This window comes from Pseudarthrobacter sp. MOO13 (assembly GCF_058267655.1).
The window spans coordinates 3943991-3959204 of the sequence record NZ_CM177848.1; the positions used below are offsets into that span (position 1 = coordinate 3943991).

Annotated in this window: 17 protein-coding genes; 6 read left to right on the plus strand and 11 right to left on the minus strand. The window is 66.4% G+C overall.

What is annotated here, in order from left to right; all coding sequences use genetic code 11:
• The first annotated feature begins 121 nt into the window (after positions 1-121).
• Positions 122-1153, plus strand: a complete 1032-nt coding sequence (locus AC4EEO_RS18060) for an EAL domain-containing protein (protein WP_026264838.1) — start codon at positions 122-124, stop codon at positions 1151-1153.
• 12 nt (positions 1154-1165) lie between these two features.
• Here the strand turns inward: AC4EEO_RS18060 and AC4EEO_RS18065 are convergent, their stop codons facing one another.
• The 3 genes from AC4EEO_RS18065 to AC4EEO_RS18075 form a co-directional block, all read right to left on the minus strand.
• Positions 1166-1981 (minus strand): glycerophosphodiester phosphodiesterase family protein, encoded by an 816-nt coding sequence (locus AC4EEO_RS18065; RefSeq protein ID WP_018762713.1) that lies wholly within the window; start codon positions 1979-1981, stop codon positions 1166-1168.
• Positions 1982-2009: 28 nt separating this feature from the next.
• The gene (locus tag AC4EEO_RS18070; protein ID WP_285246709.1) at positions 2010-2273 is read right to left on the minus strand and encodes a hypothetical protein; all 264 of its coding nucleotides are present in this window, start codon (positions 2271-2273) and stop codon (positions 2010-2012) included.
• A gap of 106 nt (positions 2274-2379) precedes the next feature.
• Complete coding sequence (locus AC4EEO_RS18075) at positions 2380-3198, minus strand: HAD family hydrolase (RefSeq protein WP_109044109.1); 819 nt, start codon at positions 3196-3198, stop codon at positions 2380-2382.
• Positions 3199-3287: 89 nt separating this feature from the next.
• Between AC4EEO_RS18075 and AC4EEO_RS18080 the strand changes: the two genes are divergently transcribed.
• Positions 3288-3719, plus strand: a complete 432-nt coding sequence (locus AC4EEO_RS18080; RefSeq protein WP_026264842.1) for a LexA family protein — start codon at positions 3288-3290, stop codon at positions 3717-3719.
• A gap of 26 nt (positions 3720-3745) precedes the next feature.
• Positions 3746-5026: a Y-family DNA polymerase gene (locus AC4EEO_RS18085; RefSeq protein WP_491340445.1), complete on the plus strand. Its 1281-nt coding sequence runs from the start codon at positions 3746-3748 to the stop codon at positions 5024-5026.
• A gap of 54 nt (positions 5027-5080) precedes the next feature.
• Here the strand turns inward: AC4EEO_RS18085 and AC4EEO_RS18090 are convergent, their stop codons facing one another.
• The 4 genes from AC4EEO_RS18090 to AC4EEO_RS18105 form a co-directional block, all read right to left on the minus strand.
• Positions 5081-5227: a lmo0937 family membrane protein gene (locus AC4EEO_RS18090; RefSeq protein WP_109044233.1), complete on the minus strand. Its 147-nt coding sequence runs from the start codon at positions 5225-5227 to the stop codon at positions 5081-5083.
• A 323-nt stretch (positions 5228-5550) separates the two neighbouring features.
• A complete protein-coding gene (locus tag AC4EEO_RS18095) occupies positions 5551-6159 on the minus strand; it encodes a maleylpyruvate isomerase family mycothiol-dependent enzyme (protein WP_491339422.1) in 609 nt (202 codons plus the stop codon).
• A gap of 17 nt (positions 6160-6176) precedes the next feature.
• Entirely contained in the window at positions 6177-6620 is a 444-nt protein-coding gene (locus AC4EEO_RS18100) for an SRPBCC family protein (RefSeq protein WP_165837967.1), read from the minus strand.
• A complete protein-coding gene (locus AC4EEO_RS18105) occupies positions 6613-6969 on the minus strand; it encodes an ArsR/SmtB family transcription factor (RefSeq protein ID WP_109044112.1) in 357 nt (118 codons plus the stop codon). The genes AC4EEO_RS18100 and AC4EEO_RS18105 overlap by 8 nt, the downstream gene beginning before the upstream one ends.
• Before the next feature lie 246 nt (positions 6970-7215).
• On the opposite strand from AC4EEO_RS18105, the gene AC4EEO_RS18110 reads away from it, so the two are divergent.
• Complete coding sequence (locus AC4EEO_RS18110) at positions 7216-8385, plus strand: ABC transporter substrate-binding protein (protein ID WP_133831348.1); 1170 nt, start codon at positions 7216-7218, stop codon at positions 8383-8385.
• Positions 8386-8525: 140 nt separating this feature from the next.
• On the opposite strand, the gene AC4EEO_RS18115 is transcribed toward AC4EEO_RS18110, so the two are convergent.
• The 4 genes from AC4EEO_RS18115 to AC4EEO_RS18130 all read right to left on the minus strand — a co-directional run bounded on the left by AC4EEO_RS18115 (position 8526) and on the right by AC4EEO_RS18130 (position 12183).
• On the minus strand, positions 8526-9740 hold the full coding sequence (locus AC4EEO_RS18115) for a sensor histidine kinase (RefSeq protein WP_491339423.1): 1215 nt from the start codon (positions 9738-9740) through the stop codon (positions 8526-8528).
• A gap of 207 nt (positions 9741-9947) precedes the next feature.
• On the minus strand, positions 9948-10175 hold the full coding sequence (locus AC4EEO_RS18120) for a DUF2188 domain-containing protein (protein WP_491339424.1): 228 nt from the start codon (positions 10173-10175) through the stop codon (positions 9948-9950).
• Positions 10176-10416: 241 nt separating this feature from the next.
• Positions 10417-11358: a carbohydrate kinase family protein gene (locus AC4EEO_RS18125; protein ID WP_491339425.1), complete on the minus strand. Its 942-nt coding sequence runs from the start codon at positions 11356-11358 to the stop codon at positions 10417-10419.
• Between the two features lie 36 nt (positions 11359-11394).
• Positions 11395-12183: an alpha/beta hydrolase gene (locus AC4EEO_RS18130; protein WP_491339426.1), complete on the minus strand. Its 789-nt coding sequence runs from the start codon at positions 12181-12183 to the stop codon at positions 11395-11397.
• A gap of 179 nt (positions 12184-12362) precedes the next feature.
• Between AC4EEO_RS18130 and AC4EEO_RS18135 the strand changes: the two genes are divergently transcribed.
• On the plus strand, positions 12363-13391 hold the full coding sequence (locus AC4EEO_RS18135; RefSeq protein ID WP_491339427.1) for a hypothetical protein: 1029 nt from the start codon (positions 12363-12365) through the stop codon (positions 13389-13391).
• 90 nt (positions 13392-13481) lie between these two features.
• Positions 13482-15212 carry a cell wall anchor protein gene (locus AC4EEO_RS18140; protein ID WP_491339428.1) on the plus strand — a complete coding sequence of 577 codons (1731 nt, stop codon included), beginning with the start codon at positions 13482-13484 and terminating at the stop codon, positions 15210-15212.
• The last annotated feature ends 2 nt before the right edge of the window (positions 15213-15214 follow it).

The following is a 15214-nucleotide window of genomic DNA, read 5'->3' on the forward strand; positions in this document are numbered from 1 at the left end:
CGGCTTTTTCGTCGCCGCGGAATTTCAGGTCTCACAGCAGCACCGGACTCTAAAAGGCGTTTTTGAAATTGAACATTAATGGGCCAATGGGTCATTACTTCGTCAACTGGGGGCGTAGCTAATGTCGGTTCGTGTACAAGCATGGGGAATTATCGCCGCAGTACTCTCGGATACGGATCCCGCGGGGGCCGCTGTCCGGCAGCGGCTGAGCGACAGCCTCGATGAGAATCCCGGCGTGCCCGAGCGGGCCCTGCTGGAATATCTCCTGGAGGCCCGGAGGAGCGACGCCAACACGGCGGAAACCATTGAATCCGTACGGCAGATGCGCCTGGCGCCGCCCGTACTGCCACCGAAGCTGGCCGAACAGTTGGACGCCATCCGCAGCGCCTCCCGGATCAGCGCCCTGCTGGAAAACCACATGCTGATGACCGCCTTCCAGCCCATCTACGGGCTGGAAGGAAAGGCCGTGGTGGGTGTGGAGGCGCTCTCGCGCTTCGTCAGCGACGACGGCGCCACCGCGGAACTCTGGTTTGCCGAGGCAGAGGCCGTGGGCCTGGGCGCGAACCTCGAGTTCTCAGCCCTTGGCTCGGCTGCAGCAGCTGCCCGTGACCTGCCCGGTTCCCTCTACGTGTCCCTCAACATCTCCCCCACGTCCTGCATGGACCCGCGGCTGCCCGAACTGTTCGAGCACATCGAGCTCCCCATCGACCGGGTGGTGCTCGAATTGACGGAAGACATTCCGGAAGAGGAATACCTTCAGTTCATCTCCGCACTCAATCCCCTCCGCGAAAAGGGCCTCCGGATCGCCGTGGACGACACCCACACCGGAGCCGGCGCCCTGAGCCGCATGATCCACCTGCGCCCGGACTTCCTCAAGGTGGGCCGCAACGTGATCGGTGACGTGGACAAAGACGGCGTCCAGCGCGCCCTCGCCGCTTGCCTGGTGGACTTCACGGACCAGATCGGCATCACCCTGGTGGCCGAAGGCATTGAGACAGTGGGCGAGCTGAAGGTCCTGACGGAACTCGGCATCAGCGCCGGCCAGGGCTACCTGCTGGGCCGCCCCTCGGTACGGCCTGAGGACTGGGCCAACTGGAACACCCGCCTGGACGTGGACGGCCTGGAACGCCACCTGGCCAGCCCCGGCGAGTAGCCGGCACGGAACCTACCGGGGTTCCTGCGCCGGCGGCCACTGGCCGCGTGCACTGAGCACCTCGCGCAGCAGGTCCGCACGGTCCGTGACGATGCCGTCCACCCCCAGCTCGAGGAGGCGGTGCATCTCAGCGGCCTCGTTGATGGTCCAGACATGCACCACCAGGCCAAGGTCGTGGGCGCGGCGGATGAAGCCTGCGGTGACCACGGGGACCCGTCCGTACCGCACGGGAACCTGCAATGCCTGGATATCGCGGAGCGGCCGGCGCATGATCCGGCGGAAGGCCGCCCGCGGAAGGACAGGTCCCAGGAGGGTGAAGAGGGCATTCGAGGCCACGCCGGCGGAGGAGGCCACCGGCCGGCTGAGCAGCTTCAGCACCGCCCGCCGCCGCCGGTCCGAAAAGCTGGTGACCAGCACCCGGTGGTGCACCTGGTGCCGCTCGATCGCGGCGGCAGTGCTCCGCACCGAATCCCAGTCCTTGACGTCGAGGTTCAGCCTGGCCTCCGGCAGGCCGGTGACCAGCTCGTCGAACGTGGGAATGGGTTCACGGCCGTCGATCCGCGCCTTCGCCACCTCTGCGGCGGCAAGATCCCCGACCCTGCCTCTGCCGTCGGTCACCCGGTCCAGGAATTCATCGTGGAACAGCAGCAGCACGCCGTCCGCCGTGGTGTGGACATCCGTTTCGAGATAGCGGAAGCCGAGTTCGATGCCGGCGCGGAACGCGGCCATGGAGTTTTCCAGCCCGTCCACCGAGAAGCCCCGGTGGGCCATGGCGATGGGAAGCTGCCGCCCGGCGTCGTCGGGGTGTTGAAAAAAGGGCAGGGTCACCCTGCGAGCGTACCCGAGGCCCGCACCGTCAGTCCCGGCAGTCGGTCTCGCCACAGGGCAGGATGTCCACGCCGTCGCCGCAGTGCAGCAGGACGCGTCCGCGGCCGCCATCCAGGTGGACCCAGACGGCGCTGTGGTCTGCGGTAATGGTGTCCACTACCCCGCTCGCTTGGAAGCCGGGTGACAGCAGGACGCGGACCCTGTCGCCCTGGCGCAACTGCTTCCAGTGCGGATCAGGCGTTGCCTTGCGCAGCGGCGCATCTGCTGCGCGCTGTTTGACGCTTCGTGCCATCGGAACCCCCTGTGAGCCGGCCGGTGAGGGGCGAACCCTCCAGCCTTGACGGTACAGACGAAAGGTAAACGCCAGGTGAGCGCCAGCTGGAAGTACGGGGCGGGAGTCAGGAAAACTGGACGCCCAAGGCTGCCAGCCTGGCCTCCAGGACCTGGGCCACGCCGTCGTCGTCAAAATGCGGTGCCTGCCGGCCCGCCGCCCTGATGGCCTCGGGGTGGCCGCTGGCCATCGCGTAACCGTGACCGGCCCAGCGGAGCATTTCGATGTCGTTGGGCATGTCGCCGAAGGCGACCACGTCGGCGGCATCGATGCCCAGTGCGGCCGCGTACTCGGCCAGGGTGACGGCCTTGTTCACGCCAGGGAGGGACAGTTCCAGCATGGCGACGCCGGGCGAGGAGTGCGTGGCGGCGGCCAGGTGTTCGACGGCGGGCGCCACCTCGGCGAGGAAGTCGTCCGGGGTGCCCTCCCGGACAATGGCCAGGAATTTGACCACGGAATCGTCCCCGGTGAGCGTTTCATGGAGCGGCGCCGGAGTGAATTCGGCGAGGAGTTCGCTGGATTCGTTTTCGATGAAGCCCGGCTCAAGGTGGAACCCGGTGAGCGTTTCGGCGGCGAACAGCGCGGCGGGACGGAGTTCCTTGATGACGCGGCGGATTTCCAGGACAGCAGCGGTGGCCAGCGCACGGGCGGATACCAGTTGGTCCGCTTCCAGGTCCCAGACGACGGCACCGTTGGAGCAGATCACCCGTCCGGCGTGGCCCAGCTGCTCCTCAAGCGGGTGCAGCCAGCGCGGAGGGCGCCCGGTGACGAAGACCAGTTCGACGCCGGCATCCCGGCAGGCGTGGAAGGCGCGTATGGTGCGCGGGCTGATTTTTCCGTCGTGCCCAAGGATCGTTCCGTCAATATCGCTCGCAACCAACCGCATCCTGCAAGTCTACGTTGGCCGCCGGCTCCCGTTGTCGGCCTGCGGGGCTACACTGAAGTATCGAACATATATTCGAATAAAGGTGTGTTGTGGGCGTTATTATTGGTCCCCGCGTGATAGACGCGGGCGTCTCCTTGTTATCGGTGCTGATCTCGCCCGTGGCAGTGGCGGCGGGGTTTCCGTCGCCCGCACAGGACTACTTCGATGGCCGGATCGACCTGAACGCCCACCTGATCAAGGACATCACCAGCACGTTCGTGGTCCGGGTAACCGGGGACTCCATGGAAGGCGCGGGCATCAGCGACGGCGATGAACTCATTGTGAACCGGGCCCTGGAACCGCGGGACGGGTCTGTGGTGATCGCCGTCCTGGACGGAGAACTGACGGTCAAGCGCCTGCGCATCACCGGCAACGGCGTGGTGCTGCAGGCGGAAAACCCGCGGTATCCGGACATCCGGGTACCGGCCCTGTCCGAGCTGACCATCTGGGGCGTTGCCACCCGGTGCCTCCATCATGTGTGAAGTGCATCGTGGCTAAGCCGGCCCCCATGCGGAGGATGCCGCAGATCGCCCATGTGGACGTCAACTGCTTCTACGCGTCGGCGGAGCGCGCCTTCGATCCCTCCCTGGAGGGCCGGCCGCTCGTGGTCCTGTCCAACAATGACGGCTGCGCGGTTACCCGGTCCCCCGAGGCGAAAGCCCTCGGCATCTCCACCGGGGAGCCCTGGTTCAAGCTCGCGCCGCGGGCCAAGGAATGGGGCCTGGTGGCCAAGTCCAGCAATTATGAGTTGTACGGGGACATCAGCGCCCGCGTCATGGAACTTCTCGGCCGCTACTCGGCGTGGCTGGAGGTCTACAGCATTGACGAGGCATTCCTCGGCGTCAAGGGCGAACCGGACCAGCTGTTGGTCCTTGGCCGCCGGATCAAGGAGGCCGTGCTGCGCCACGTCGGGGTTCCGGTGTGCGTAGGGATAGCTCCCACCAAAACACTGGCCAAGCTGTGCAACAAGTGGGCCAAGAACAATCCCGCATTTGGCGGGGTGTGCCTCTGGGAGTCAGTGCCGCCGCCGGTGCGGGAGGGCTTGATGGGCCGGTTGCCCGTGGACGAGATCTGGGGCGTCGCCGGGCGCCTGGCCAAGCGCCTGAATGCCATGGGGATCTTTACCGTGCTGGACCTGATGCACGCCGACCCGGTGGCGATCAGGGGCAAGTTTTCGGTGGTGCTGATGCGCACCGTCCTCGAACTGCGCGGCACTGCCTGCATTCCCATGGAGGAGGAGCGCGTTGGCCGCGACCAGTTGATCTTTTCCCGCTCGTTCGCCACCCCGGTGACCACGCCTGCCGGTGTGCGGGAGGTGCTGGGCATTTACAGCCAGCAGGCGAGCGCACGGCTGTCCAGACACGGCCTCCAGGCAAAGGTGCTGACGGCGTTCGCAGCCACCTCGCCGTTCCGGAACCAGGAGCAGGCGTATCCTACGGTGTGCGTCCGGCTTCCCATGCCCACCGCGGATCCGCTCCTGCTCACCAGGGCCGCGCACGCGCTGGTGCCGAAAATCCGGGAAGGGCTCAAGTATGCGAAGGCGGGCCTGATGCTGACCGATCTTCGGCCCACCGGCAACCAGCCACCGCTGGAGCCTTTCGAGAACCGGCACGAGGAACGCGGCATCGGGCCGCTGCTGGAGGACGTCAGCCGCCGCTTTGGGCGCGGTTCCATTGGATTGGGGTACGCAGGCGTCAAGTCCGGCCTTGACTGGACCATGAAGCGCAATATGCGTTCACCCCGGTACACAACCCACTGGGACGAACTGCCGCTGGTCAAGGCCGCCTGACCTTCGGGTCCCCGCCGGCGGCACCAAGGCCGGCGGCGGGGACCCTCGTGGCCATCAGGCGCGGGACCTGCCGCGGACAAAGTGGAAGATCAGGACTACCACGGCAACAACCAAAAGGATGTGGATGAGCCCGCCGCCAATATTGGCGAGCAGTCCGAGGAGCCAGAGAACGGCGATGATAATAGCGATCCAAAGCAACATGAATTTCTCCTGCATTGTTATTGGCTGGAACTGCTGCATGTGCAGTACGGCGCCTTAGCCGGGCCTACTGCAAGGAATACACCCCTACCTCCCGTTCCAGGCCCCCATGCCGCTTCCGTTCATCAGCACGGCCGGTAAAACGTCGCAGTGGCCTGCTGAATCGCCACACCAAAATTGTGTGGCAAATCCCAGACTATTTCAGGACGCCCCTGCTGGAAATGGCAGGGCGTCAAAAAAAATAGACGTGTCCCCTTTGTGCATGATTTCGGGCATGGATGCAAAATCCCCGCAGCTCTCCTGGAACGCACCGGGGCCGGGCAGGATCAGGCGGTGGTGAACCGGGCAGTTGCCCCGCCGTCGAGGGCCCCGCTGGGCAGCCGGCGGTCCATGAGCACCATCAGGAGGTGGTGGGCGGCGCCGCGGAGGGGCTCGCCGTCGCCGAAGGCCCAGTCCAGGTCTGTGGCTTCGAGCCGGACGCCGGCCAGGTCAAGCCGGAAATGCTTCCGGCTGAGGGGGCTGGTCGCATGGTCGAGTACCGTGCGGAGGCTTGCATCACTGACCGGGTGTTTGAGGCCGAGCGGGATGGTGATGTCCAGGCCATGGACGATGTCGTGGGTAAGGGCTCCCTGGAGTCCACCGCCGGGCGGTTTCCACAGCGTGTCCTCGTTCGCGCGCCGGCGGTGAAGCAAGGTGCTGACCGGCTCCTGGGCGTCGTGGCGGGCGACCCGATCCGCCATGCGGGCGAAGTTGCCGCGCGAGCGGAGCAACTCGCCGATGAACCGTGGGGTGGAGAAGCGCAGGGGCATGGCCATGTGCGCGACGACTTCCCGCACGCGCCAGCCGGCGCAGAGCGAGGCGGCGTCCCACGCCTGTTGCGGCAGCACTTCCAGGATTTTGGTAAAGGCCCGCCGCTCGGCTGCTATGTTCGCCATGGAGTAGCTGCCCGCACTCATCGGTGGGCTCCGGCGTGCTGTGCCAGGTAGGCCTCGAAGCGGTCCAGCGAGGTGAGGAATCCGGCCTGGGCGGCGGGATCGAGCATTGGCTCCGGAACGTTCGTTTGTTCGATGTCGACTTGGGTACGGCGCGATCCCAGCTCGGTGAAGGTGATGGTCACGGTCATCCCCGAGTGGTCCTCAATCCACGACAGGCGCTCCGGCGGGGTCACCTCAACGTACCGTGCGCTGGTCGGGTAGGTGCTGCCGTCGCGGTCGTTGACCATGACGGTGGTGAAGGCACCCCCGACGCGGGCATCCACGGTGATTGTGTCCAAGGGCGTGGTGACGCCGGCCGGACCCCAGAAGTGGGTCAAATGCTCGGGTTCGACCATGCAGCTGAAGACCAGTTGCCGTGGCGCCTCGAAGATGCGGGTGAAGCGGAGGGTGTTCTCATTCATGGCGGTCTCCATTCGGGGGTTCCTGCAGGTTGCGGAGGTGTTGGTCGAGCTTGTCGAAGCGCTCGGACCAAAGGCGCCGGTTCTCCTCGATCCAGCCGGCAGCGACATCGAGGGCCTGCAACTCCAGGCGGCAGGGGCGGAACTGGGCTTTCCGGCCTCGACTGATCAATCCCGATCTCTCGAGTACCTTCAGATGCTTGGAGATACCCGGAAGGCTCAAGTTGAACGGTTCCGCCAGTTCGTTGACGGTGGCGTCGCCGGCGGCGAGCCGGACCACGATGGCCCGGCGCGTCGGGTCGGAAAGCGCACTGAACATCGCGTCGAGCCGCTGATCTTCCGCAACTGTCATGCGGGGCTCCAGAATTTCTCCATCCTTATATTTTACTTATTAGCTAATTAACCGTCAAGCAAAATAAGATGGCTTCCGGGCTGGCGCTGCCACCCGCAAAAAGACGCTTCACGACGTTTTTCGACGCCTCGCGACGCCACGTTGCGCGTTCGCGTCGCCGGGTGAACCAGTACGACACGAACGATTGTGGGCCTGGTGGGCGCTCCGTAACCTCGTCTCAGCATCCGCCCCAGCAAAGGAATCCCCATGACCAACCCGCAGGACAACGGTCCGCAGAAGTCCACACGCATCGTGGCCGGCCAGTCAGCCAAACCCAAGCGCCCCCTGGGCCTGAAAATCGGCATTGCCGCCGCAATCCTGGCCCTGGTTGGCGGTGGCGCCGCCGTCGCCTCAGCCGTCAACACTGGCGCCCCGGCCGCAACCCCGGAAAGCGCCCCGGCCGGCAATCCGGCAGCCGAGCTGAAGCTGGGCTATTTCGGCAACGTCACGCACGCCCCGGCCCTGGTGGGCGTCAGCAAAGGCTTTATCGCCGGGGAACTGGGCAGCACCAAACTCAGCACCCAGGTCTTCAATGCCGGTCCGGCCGCCATCGAAGCCCTGAACGCAGGCGCCATCGATGCCACCTATATCGGCCCCAACCCGGCCATCAACTCGTTCGTCAAGAGCCAAGGCCAATCGGTGAGCATCATCGCCGGAGCCGCCGCCGGCGGGGCGCAGCTTGTGGTCAAGCCGGAGATCACCTCCGCCGCAGACCTCAAGGGCAAGACCCTTGCATCCCCCCAGCTGGGCGGCACCCAGGACGTCGCCCTTCGGGCCTGGCTCTCATCACAGGGCTACAAAACGAACGTGGACGGCAGTGGCGACGTCGCCATCAACCCCACCGAGAACGCCCAGACCCTCAAGCTGTTCCAGGACGGAAAGCTCGACGGCGCCTGGCTGCCCGAGCCCTGGGCATCCCGCCTGGTGCTGAACGCCGGCGCCAAGGTTCTGGTGGACGAAAAGGACCTGTGGGACGGCTCGCTCTCGGGCAAGCCGGGCGAGTTCCCCACAACCATCCTGATCGTCAACCAGAAGTTCGCGGCGGACCACCCGGACACCGTCAAGGCGCTGCTGAAGGGCCACGTGAAATCCGTTGAGTGGCTGAACAACGCCTCTGCCGCCGACAAGGCCACAGTGATCAATTCCGCCTTGAAGGAAGCCGCCGGCGCGGAGCTGAAGCCGGATGTCATTGACCGGTCCCTGAAGAACATCGTCTTCACTGTGGACCCGCTTGCCGGAACCTACCAGAAACTGCTGGCCGACGGCGTGACCGCCGGTACCACCAAGCAGGCCGACATCAACGGCATCTTCGACCTGAGGGCGCTCAACAGCGTGTCCGGCGAGAAGACCTCGGCAGCCGGGCTCGGCAAGGAATAACTCCTACCCTTGCTTGCTCCGAAGGTGCCGTTTTGTGCACCTACAGCGACTCCTGCGGAGCGCCGTTCACAGCGCGGGGCCGCCCGAACCAGGACGACGCGACGCCCGTGCAAGGAGGGCTCCCCGCAGAGGGCAGCCGGTTAGCTGCCCGGTCCCAGGTGGATGGTGACGATGGTCCCGTACTCGGGGGCGGGACCGAGGTCAAGCCGTCCGCCGGCCGCAGCGGCAATCCGGGCACAGGTTGCCAGGCCCAGGCCGGATCCGGGCGGGTCGCCCTGGCGGTCAAGGCGCACCAGCGGATCGAGCACGCGCTCGCGGTCGCCGGAGGCGATGCCCTTGCCGTTGTCGATGACGCGCAGGACCGCACCGTCCTCGCCACGGTGGCCGGTGATGTGGATGACCGGCGGGACGCCAGGACGGCGGTAGGCCAAGGCGTTGTGGATGAGGTTCTGCAGGAGCACCCGGGTCTGGACCGGGTCAGCGGTAAATACCAGCTCCCCAGAGTCCACGGACGCCCCCGACTCCTCCACAGCGGCGGCCAGGTCCACGATGACATCCCCCACCAGGTCCGCCAGGGAAACCGCGGCCGGCTGCAGGTCGCCGCCGATCGTGGCGAAGGCCAGGACATCCTCAACCATTGCCAGCATACGCCGGCCGGTCCGGCCCACAATGCCAAGGTACTCCGGAAGCCGGGCGTCGTCGCCTGCTTCTGCGTCCATTTCGCCCAGTTCCACGAATCCGAGGATCGAGGTCAACGGGTTGCGGAGGTCGTGGCTGATCCTGCCGGCAAACTCCGCCAGGAGGGTGTTGCTCCGCTCGGCTTCGGCCAGCGCATCAGCCAGGCGGCGTGCGCGGTGCTCCAATTGCAGGACGTCGACGATTTGGGCGGCGAGGATTTCAAGGCCGCGGAGTTGTTCGCCGCTGAGCCGGCCGGTTTCCCGGGCGCCGGCACAAAGGGTGCCAAGGACAAACCCGTCGTCGGTCACCAGCGGAATGGAGGCATAGAACCTGACACTGCTGCGCCGGCCGTCCACGTAGGGGTTTTCGCGGTACCGGGGATCCAAGGAAGCGTCCTCAAGGACGGTGGGTTCACCGCTAAGGAACCCCACCGCGCACATCGAGTCTTCCCTGGTGCACAGATACGGTTCCATGCCCGCGGTGGCTGCCTGGTACTGGAGGTCTTCGGTGATGATGTTGATGGCTGTCACGGGCTGGCCACAGACCGTGCGGGCCAGTTCAACAAGGTTCTGCAAGCGTTCCGACGCAGCCGGAACGTCGACATGTCCGTCCGGGCCTGGAATGGGCAGTCCGGTTCCGGCAAGGACCGCGTCTCGGACCATCTCGTTCACCGTCATGGCCTGCGCGCCTTGTTATCAGCGCGCGCGAACCACCGGCCATCCGCGCGCGCGGTGGCCAAGCCTTCCATGCCGGGATCGTCCACCGGTCCAGCATCCCATACCGGCGTCGCCGCACGGGGAGAACACAGGAGGGCCGGCTCAAATCCATGAGGCGGCCCTCCTTGCCTTCCCCGGCACAGCGGCGTCACGGGGAAGGTGAACCAATCAGCCCGGGACGTTCCGGGGATCGTTGCCGTAGCTGTACTTCTCCCCGATCTGGCCATCCTGGTTTTTGACGACGTGTTCCACCTTGTCTGCTTTCGCGGCGTCGCGACCGGCGGCTACCGCCTCTTCCTTGATGCCGTAGCCGGCACCAAACGCGCGGTCAGCGCCTTCGCGCTTGTTCTTCCACTGGCCGTCTTCGTAGTACGTCTCGATATCGCCCTGAGCCATTGCACACTCCCTCTGCTGTTTGGTTCCAAGACGCCTGCTGCGCAAGCGCGGAAAGCGAAGAGCCCCGCAATACATGTTGTTGTAGAGCGGGGCCTTCGTGGCAACCACTCCGCCTGTTGGGGGGCCGGCGGAGGAGCTGACACCAAACTAATAGAAAGCATGCTTAGTTTTCAAGCCGGCAGATAACTCCTGGGAGCGCCGCTTCCTGCCGTGGCCGTACTACAACCACGAAGGGTAGCGGCTACCCGCCTACGGCGTTCAGCTCAGCCCGTGTCGGCGGGTTGGCGCCCGGGCGCGATACCGTGACGGCCGCCGCACGGGCAGCGTACGCCAGGAGTTCGGCCAGCCCTTCGGCGGGCAGGCAGCGCAGTTCCTCGCGGTTCTGCGCGCCGTCCAGCTCCCGGTCAACCAGGCCGGAGAGAAGTGCGGCCATGAACGAGTCGCCGGCGCCCACGGTGTCCGCCACCTCCACTTTGGGTGCGGGCACCGACGCTTCCCCGGCGCGGCAGATACCCCAGGGCCCGTCCGCGCCGCGGGTGACCACCACCAGGGCAGGGCCCTCCTCCCCGCCAAGCGCCAGCCAGGCGCGCGCGGAGTCCAGCACACCCTGGCCGGGGTAGAGCCATTCCAGGTCCTCGTCCGAGGCCTTGACCACGTCCGCCAGGCTGACGAACTTCTCCGCCTGCCGGCGCGCATAGTCCACATCGGTGATGATGCTGGGGCGACAGTTGGGATCGAAGCTGATGGTGGCGGACGGGTGGGCATGCTCGACGGCGGCCAGCACCTCGGCGGCGCCCGGCGCCAGCATGGTGGCAATGGAGCCGGTGTGCAGAAGCGTGGTGCCCTGCAGCATGAAGCCGAGCCGGTCCACGAGGCCGGGCAGCTCCCAGGCGAGGTCGAACGTGTAGGTGGCGGCGCCGTCGTCGTCAATCAATGCGGTGGCAACGCTGGTAGGCAACTCATCCGGAGGCAGCGGCAGCATCACGGAACTGGCGCGAAGGTGCGCAGCCACAGAATCGCCGTAGGCGTCCCGGCCGTAGCGGCCGATGAACTGCACCGGATGGTCCAGCCGGGCCAGGCCGACCGCGACGTTGAGGGGGCTGCCGCCGACGTGCGCCTCGATTCCCGAGGCACGCTGGACGACGTCGACAAGGCCTTCGCCAATAACTGTGAGCATGGTCATACTCTGCCAGAAAGCGGGCCGGCTCAGCAGTTCATGTCAGCCCAGCAGCCGGGCCGCCAGTTCGCGGCATACCGCATACGCCGGGGACTTGGGATTGATCAGGTCGAAGTGGTCACCGGGCACCATGACCAGGTGCGCCGGCACGCCTCCGGCCCCGCTTGCGTCCACGTACAGCGCCGACATGGCCAGCGGCACGTCGTCGTCCGCCTCTGCGTGCACCGCGTAGACCGGCACATCCAGCGGCAGGGCGCCCATGGGGTCGGCGCAGCGGTAGCGTCGGGGAAATTCCGATGACGATCCGCCAAGCAGGTTGGCCGCCGCACCGTTGCTGAGGTTCAGGCGTTCGGCCTCGGCCAGGTTCAGGACGCCGGATTGGCTGACCACCCCGGCGAGGCGGACGCCGCCGGGGTCTGCGAGCTCCGCGCCCGGACCCGGCCCGGCCAGGTGCCCGCGGCCCGCCGCCCAGACGGCAAGATGTCCGCCGGCAGAATGGCCCACGGCCACCACTTTGCCGAGGTCAAGCGAGTGCCGCCCTGCCAGTTCAGCGAGTTTGTCGATCCCGGCCAGGACATCCTGGAAGGTGGCAGGCCAGCCGCCGCCGTTGCCGGCGCGGCGGTACTCCAGGTTCCAGGCGGCCATCCCATGTTCGGCAAGATCTACGGCAAGCGGCTCCCCAAGTTCTGCCCCGTACGTTGGGCGCCAGTAGCCGCCATGGATCACCACCACTACCCCCCGAAGCTGCCCGGCCGCGGGAGGATCTGGCAGGAAGAGCTCGCCCCATTGGCTGGGGTCCGCGCCGTAGGAGTACTTCAGCCGCTGCACCATGTGCCAGAGACTACAGGGACCGGGCGTGGGCGGAAGCCGCGCCGGCGACAGCTGCAAACGATCCAGCATAAGCGAAAGTTCCCTCTTGCTTAGTTTTTCTATTTGCTGGACTTGGCCTAAGACCTGTGCCTATGCTTGGTGCTGCTTGTAAGAGCAATCTCTGGGGGGAGGCGTTCTGAGTGAAGTCACATCGTAATCCGTGGGCTTTTCTCCGCCCCCTCCTGCTTGCCCTCGCCGCTACTGCCGCCTGGGTAGCGTTGTCCGCCGGCGGCGCTTCTGCTGATACCGGTGCGGACGATTCGGACTCCCGGCATTCCATGCTTGGATCGGTCGGATCATCCCTTCGCTCCGTCACCACCAACGTTGCGCATCAAGCCAAAGGTGCCTTGGAACCGGTGGAGGCCACCCTCAAGGGCGGTCCGGACAATGCGCCTGTCGCGAGTGTTCCGGCGTTGATCCCCGCGCCATCCCTGGGCCCGGCGGTGAAAGACGTCACCGGACTTGCCGACCAGGTGGTGCAGGCCGTTCCCGTCGTCAACCGCGTAGTGCCTGCCGGAACGGTGGGCACGGTGGTGGACCCGGTTGCCGGCACTGTCGATACCGTGCTGGACCGTGCGGTGGAAACCGTGGCCCCAATTGCCGGCGCTGTTCTTGAGCCCCTTGAGCCTGTTGTGGAACCTGTCACCGACGCCGTTCCCCTTCCCGGCGTTAACCCGGCTGACTCCGGCCCGGTTCCCCCCGTGGTCACCGACGCCATCGACACTCTCACCTCTGATCCGGCGTCGACCCCCGCTCCTTCCGTGACCGGCCTTCCGCAGGCAGGCCACGAAGCGGATGCGTCTGTCACGGTCGCAAACGCCGATGCCGCCGGCACCGCGCCGGGTCGAGCCGCGATGATTCTCGGAGACGCCCTGCCCGGAACCGGCCAGGCCTGTGACACCCGAATGAATTCGGTGGCAAACGCCCCGGCACTTGCCGAAGCCGGCCCGGACCACGCACCAATCCATGAACCTTCTGATTCCCTGCCGGGCGTGCCGGGTGCCACTACCGGCGGAAGCAGCTCCTCCGGGGGCAACGGCCCGGTCGTCCCCGCATGGCTCAACGCCCACCATTTCTACGTTCCTGCGGCGGGTACCGCCGCCATCGAGGGCCGTCTGCTCGCAGCCCCGGCACCGGTGTCCTTCGACCCCGGATCTTCCCCTGATTAGTTGAGGCCCCTCCGCGCACTCACGTGCGGAAACTGAGCCATTTCCGGGCCCAAGAAGTATGCCCAAATCAACTTTTCAGGAGAACTTAAAATGATGCATCGCAACATTCGCAGGTGCCTGCTCGGCACCGCATTTGCCGGCGGACTGCTGGCCTTCGGCGGTGTCGCCGCCAACGCAGCAGACACCACAACCTCGGGAAATGACGGGCTACTTTCAGGCACTCAGGTGGTGGCCCCGGTCAACATCCCGGTCAACCTCGGAGCCACTTCGCTGGGACTTATTGGCGACTCCGCAGCGAGCACACAGAATGCCGGAGCACCGGCAGCACCCGCTCCGGCACCCGCCGCATCCACTAACGGCGGCGACGGCATCGCATCCGGAACCCAGGTAGTGGCGCCGATCACCGTTCCCATCACCCTGGGGGCAACCTCAGTGGGCGCTGTTGGCGACTCGGCAGCAAGCACCCAGAACCCCGCCACTTCGGGCACGGCACCGGCAGCCCCCGCTCCAGCACCCGCCGCGAACACCACCGGTAGTGACAGCATCGCGTCCGGAACCCAGGTAGTGGCGCCGATCACCGTTCCCATCACCCTGGGGGCAACCTCGGTGGGCGCTGTTGGCGACTCGGCAGCAAGCACCCAGGACCCCGCCACTTCGGGCACGGCACCGGCAGCCCCCGCTCCGGCACCCGCCGCATCCACAAACGGCGGCGACGGCATCGCATCCGGAACCCAGGTAGTGGCGCCTGTAACTGCGCCGATCAACCTCGGGGCCACGTCCGTGGGCCTGGTCGGGGATTCAGCTGCAAGCACCCAGAACCCCGCCACTTCGGGCACGGCACCGGCAGCCCCCGCTCCAGCACCCGCCGCGAACACCACCGGTAGTGACAGCATCGCGTCCGGAACCCAGGTAGTGGCGCCTGTAACTGCGCCGATCAACCTCGGGGCCACGTCCGTGGGCCTGGTCGGGGATTCAGCTGCAAGCACCCAGAACCCCGCCACTTCGGGCACGGCGCCGGCAGCCCCGGCGCCCGCGGCGACCACCACCGGTAGTGACAGCATCGCATCCGGAACCCACGTAGTGGCGCCTGTAACAGCGCCGATCAACCTCGGGGCCACGTCCGTGGGCGCTGTTGGCGACTCGGCAGCAAGCACCCAAAACCCCGCCACTTCGGGCGCGGCACCGGCAGCCCCGGCGCCCGCGGCGACCACCACCGGTAGTGACAGCATCGCATCCGGAACCCAGGTAGTGGCGCCTGTAACAGCGCCGATCAACCTCGGGGCCACGTCCGTGGGCCTGGTCGGGGATTCCGTCGCCAGTGTTGAGGGCTCCAGCACCGCGGGCACCACGACGGCACCCGCTGGACCCATTACCACCGGCGGAACCGACGGGGTCCTCTCCGGAACGCAAGTGGTCGCGCCGATCACTCTTCCGGTCTCCCTTGGCGCCACCTCTGTGGGCGTGATCGGTAATTCAACGGCCACAGTAGTGAACCCCCCGGTTGTCACGCCGCCAGTTGTGACCCCGCCGGTGGTGAACCCCCCGGTGGTTACTCCTCCGGTCGTGAATCCTCCGGTAGTTACCCCGCCGACCATCACCACCCCGACGGTCACCACTCCGTCCACCGAGGTTCCGGCGGCCCAGCCGGGGGCCGGCGCTGCTGACATCCGCGCCGCAGCGGCTCCGATGCAGGCCAACTATGCTGCAGCCCCGACGGTCCTGGCCAACACGGGGGTGAACACCGGCTTGTTGCTGGTGGGCCTGCTGTTCCTGGCCTTCGGCGGTCTCCTCATCCTGGTCCTGCGTCGGAAAAGGGTCTAATC

What these genes read in the sequence shown, in the direction of transcription:
- AC4EEO_RS18085 (WP_491340445.1), top strand. Translation starts at nt 3,746, where the DNA reads ATGCGGAGGATGCCGCAGATCGCCCATGTGGACGTCAACTGCTTCTAC.
- AC4EEO_RS18130 (WP_491339426.1), bottom strand. Translation starts at nt 12,183, where the DNA reads ATGGTGCAGCGGCTGAAGTACTCCTACGGCGCGGACCCCAGCCAATGG.
- AC4EEO_RS18075 (WP_109044109.1), bottom strand. Translation starts at nt 3,198, where the DNA reads ATGCGGTTGGTTGCGAGCGATATTGACGGAACGATCCTTGGGCACGAC.
- AC4EEO_RS18070 (WP_285246709.1), bottom strand. Translation starts at nt 2,273, where the DNA reads ATGGCACGAAGCGTCAAACAGCGCGCAGCAGATGCGCCGCTGCGCAAG.
- AC4EEO_RS18140 (WP_491339428.1), top strand. Translation starts at nt 13,482, where the DNA reads ATGATGCATCGCAACATTCGCAGGTGCCTGCTCGGCACCGCATTTGCC.
- AC4EEO_RS18110 (WP_133831348.1), top strand. Translation starts at nt 7,216, where the DNA reads ATGACCAACCCGCAGGACAACGGTCCGCAGAAGTCCACACGCATCGTG.
- AC4EEO_RS18120 (WP_491339424.1), bottom strand. Translation starts at nt 10,175, where the DNA reads ATGGCTCAGGGCGATATCGAGACGTACTACGAAGACGGCCAGTGGAAG.
- AC4EEO_RS18060 (WP_026264838.1), top strand. Translation starts at nt 122, where the DNA reads ATGTCGGTTCGTGTACAAGCATGGGGAATTATCGCCGCAGTACTCTCG.
- AC4EEO_RS18090 (WP_109044233.1), bottom strand. Translation starts at nt 5,227, where the DNA reads ATGTTGCTTTGGATCGCTATTATCATCGCCGTTCTCTGGCTCCTCGGA.
- AC4EEO_RS18115 (WP_491339423.1), bottom strand. Translation starts at nt 9,740, where the DNA reads ATGACGGTGAACGAGATGGTCCGAGACGCGGTCCTTGCCGGAACCGGA.
- AC4EEO_RS18100 (WP_165837967.1), bottom strand. Translation starts at nt 6,620, where the DNA reads ATGAATGAGAACACCCTCCGCTTCACCCGCATCTTCGAGGCGCCACGG.
- AC4EEO_RS18125 (WP_491339425.1), bottom strand. Translation starts at nt 11,358, where the DNA reads ATGACCATGCTCACAGTTATTGGCGAAGGCCTTGTCGACGTCGTCCAG.
- AC4EEO_RS18095 (WP_491339422.1), bottom strand. Translation starts at nt 6,159, where the DNA reads ATGGCGAACATAGCAGCCGAGCGGCGGGCCTTTACCAAAATCCTGGAA.
- AC4EEO_RS18105 (WP_109044112.1), bottom strand. Translation starts at nt 6,969, where the DNA reads ATGACAGTTGCGGAAGATCAGCGGCTCGACGCGATGTTCAGTGCGCTT.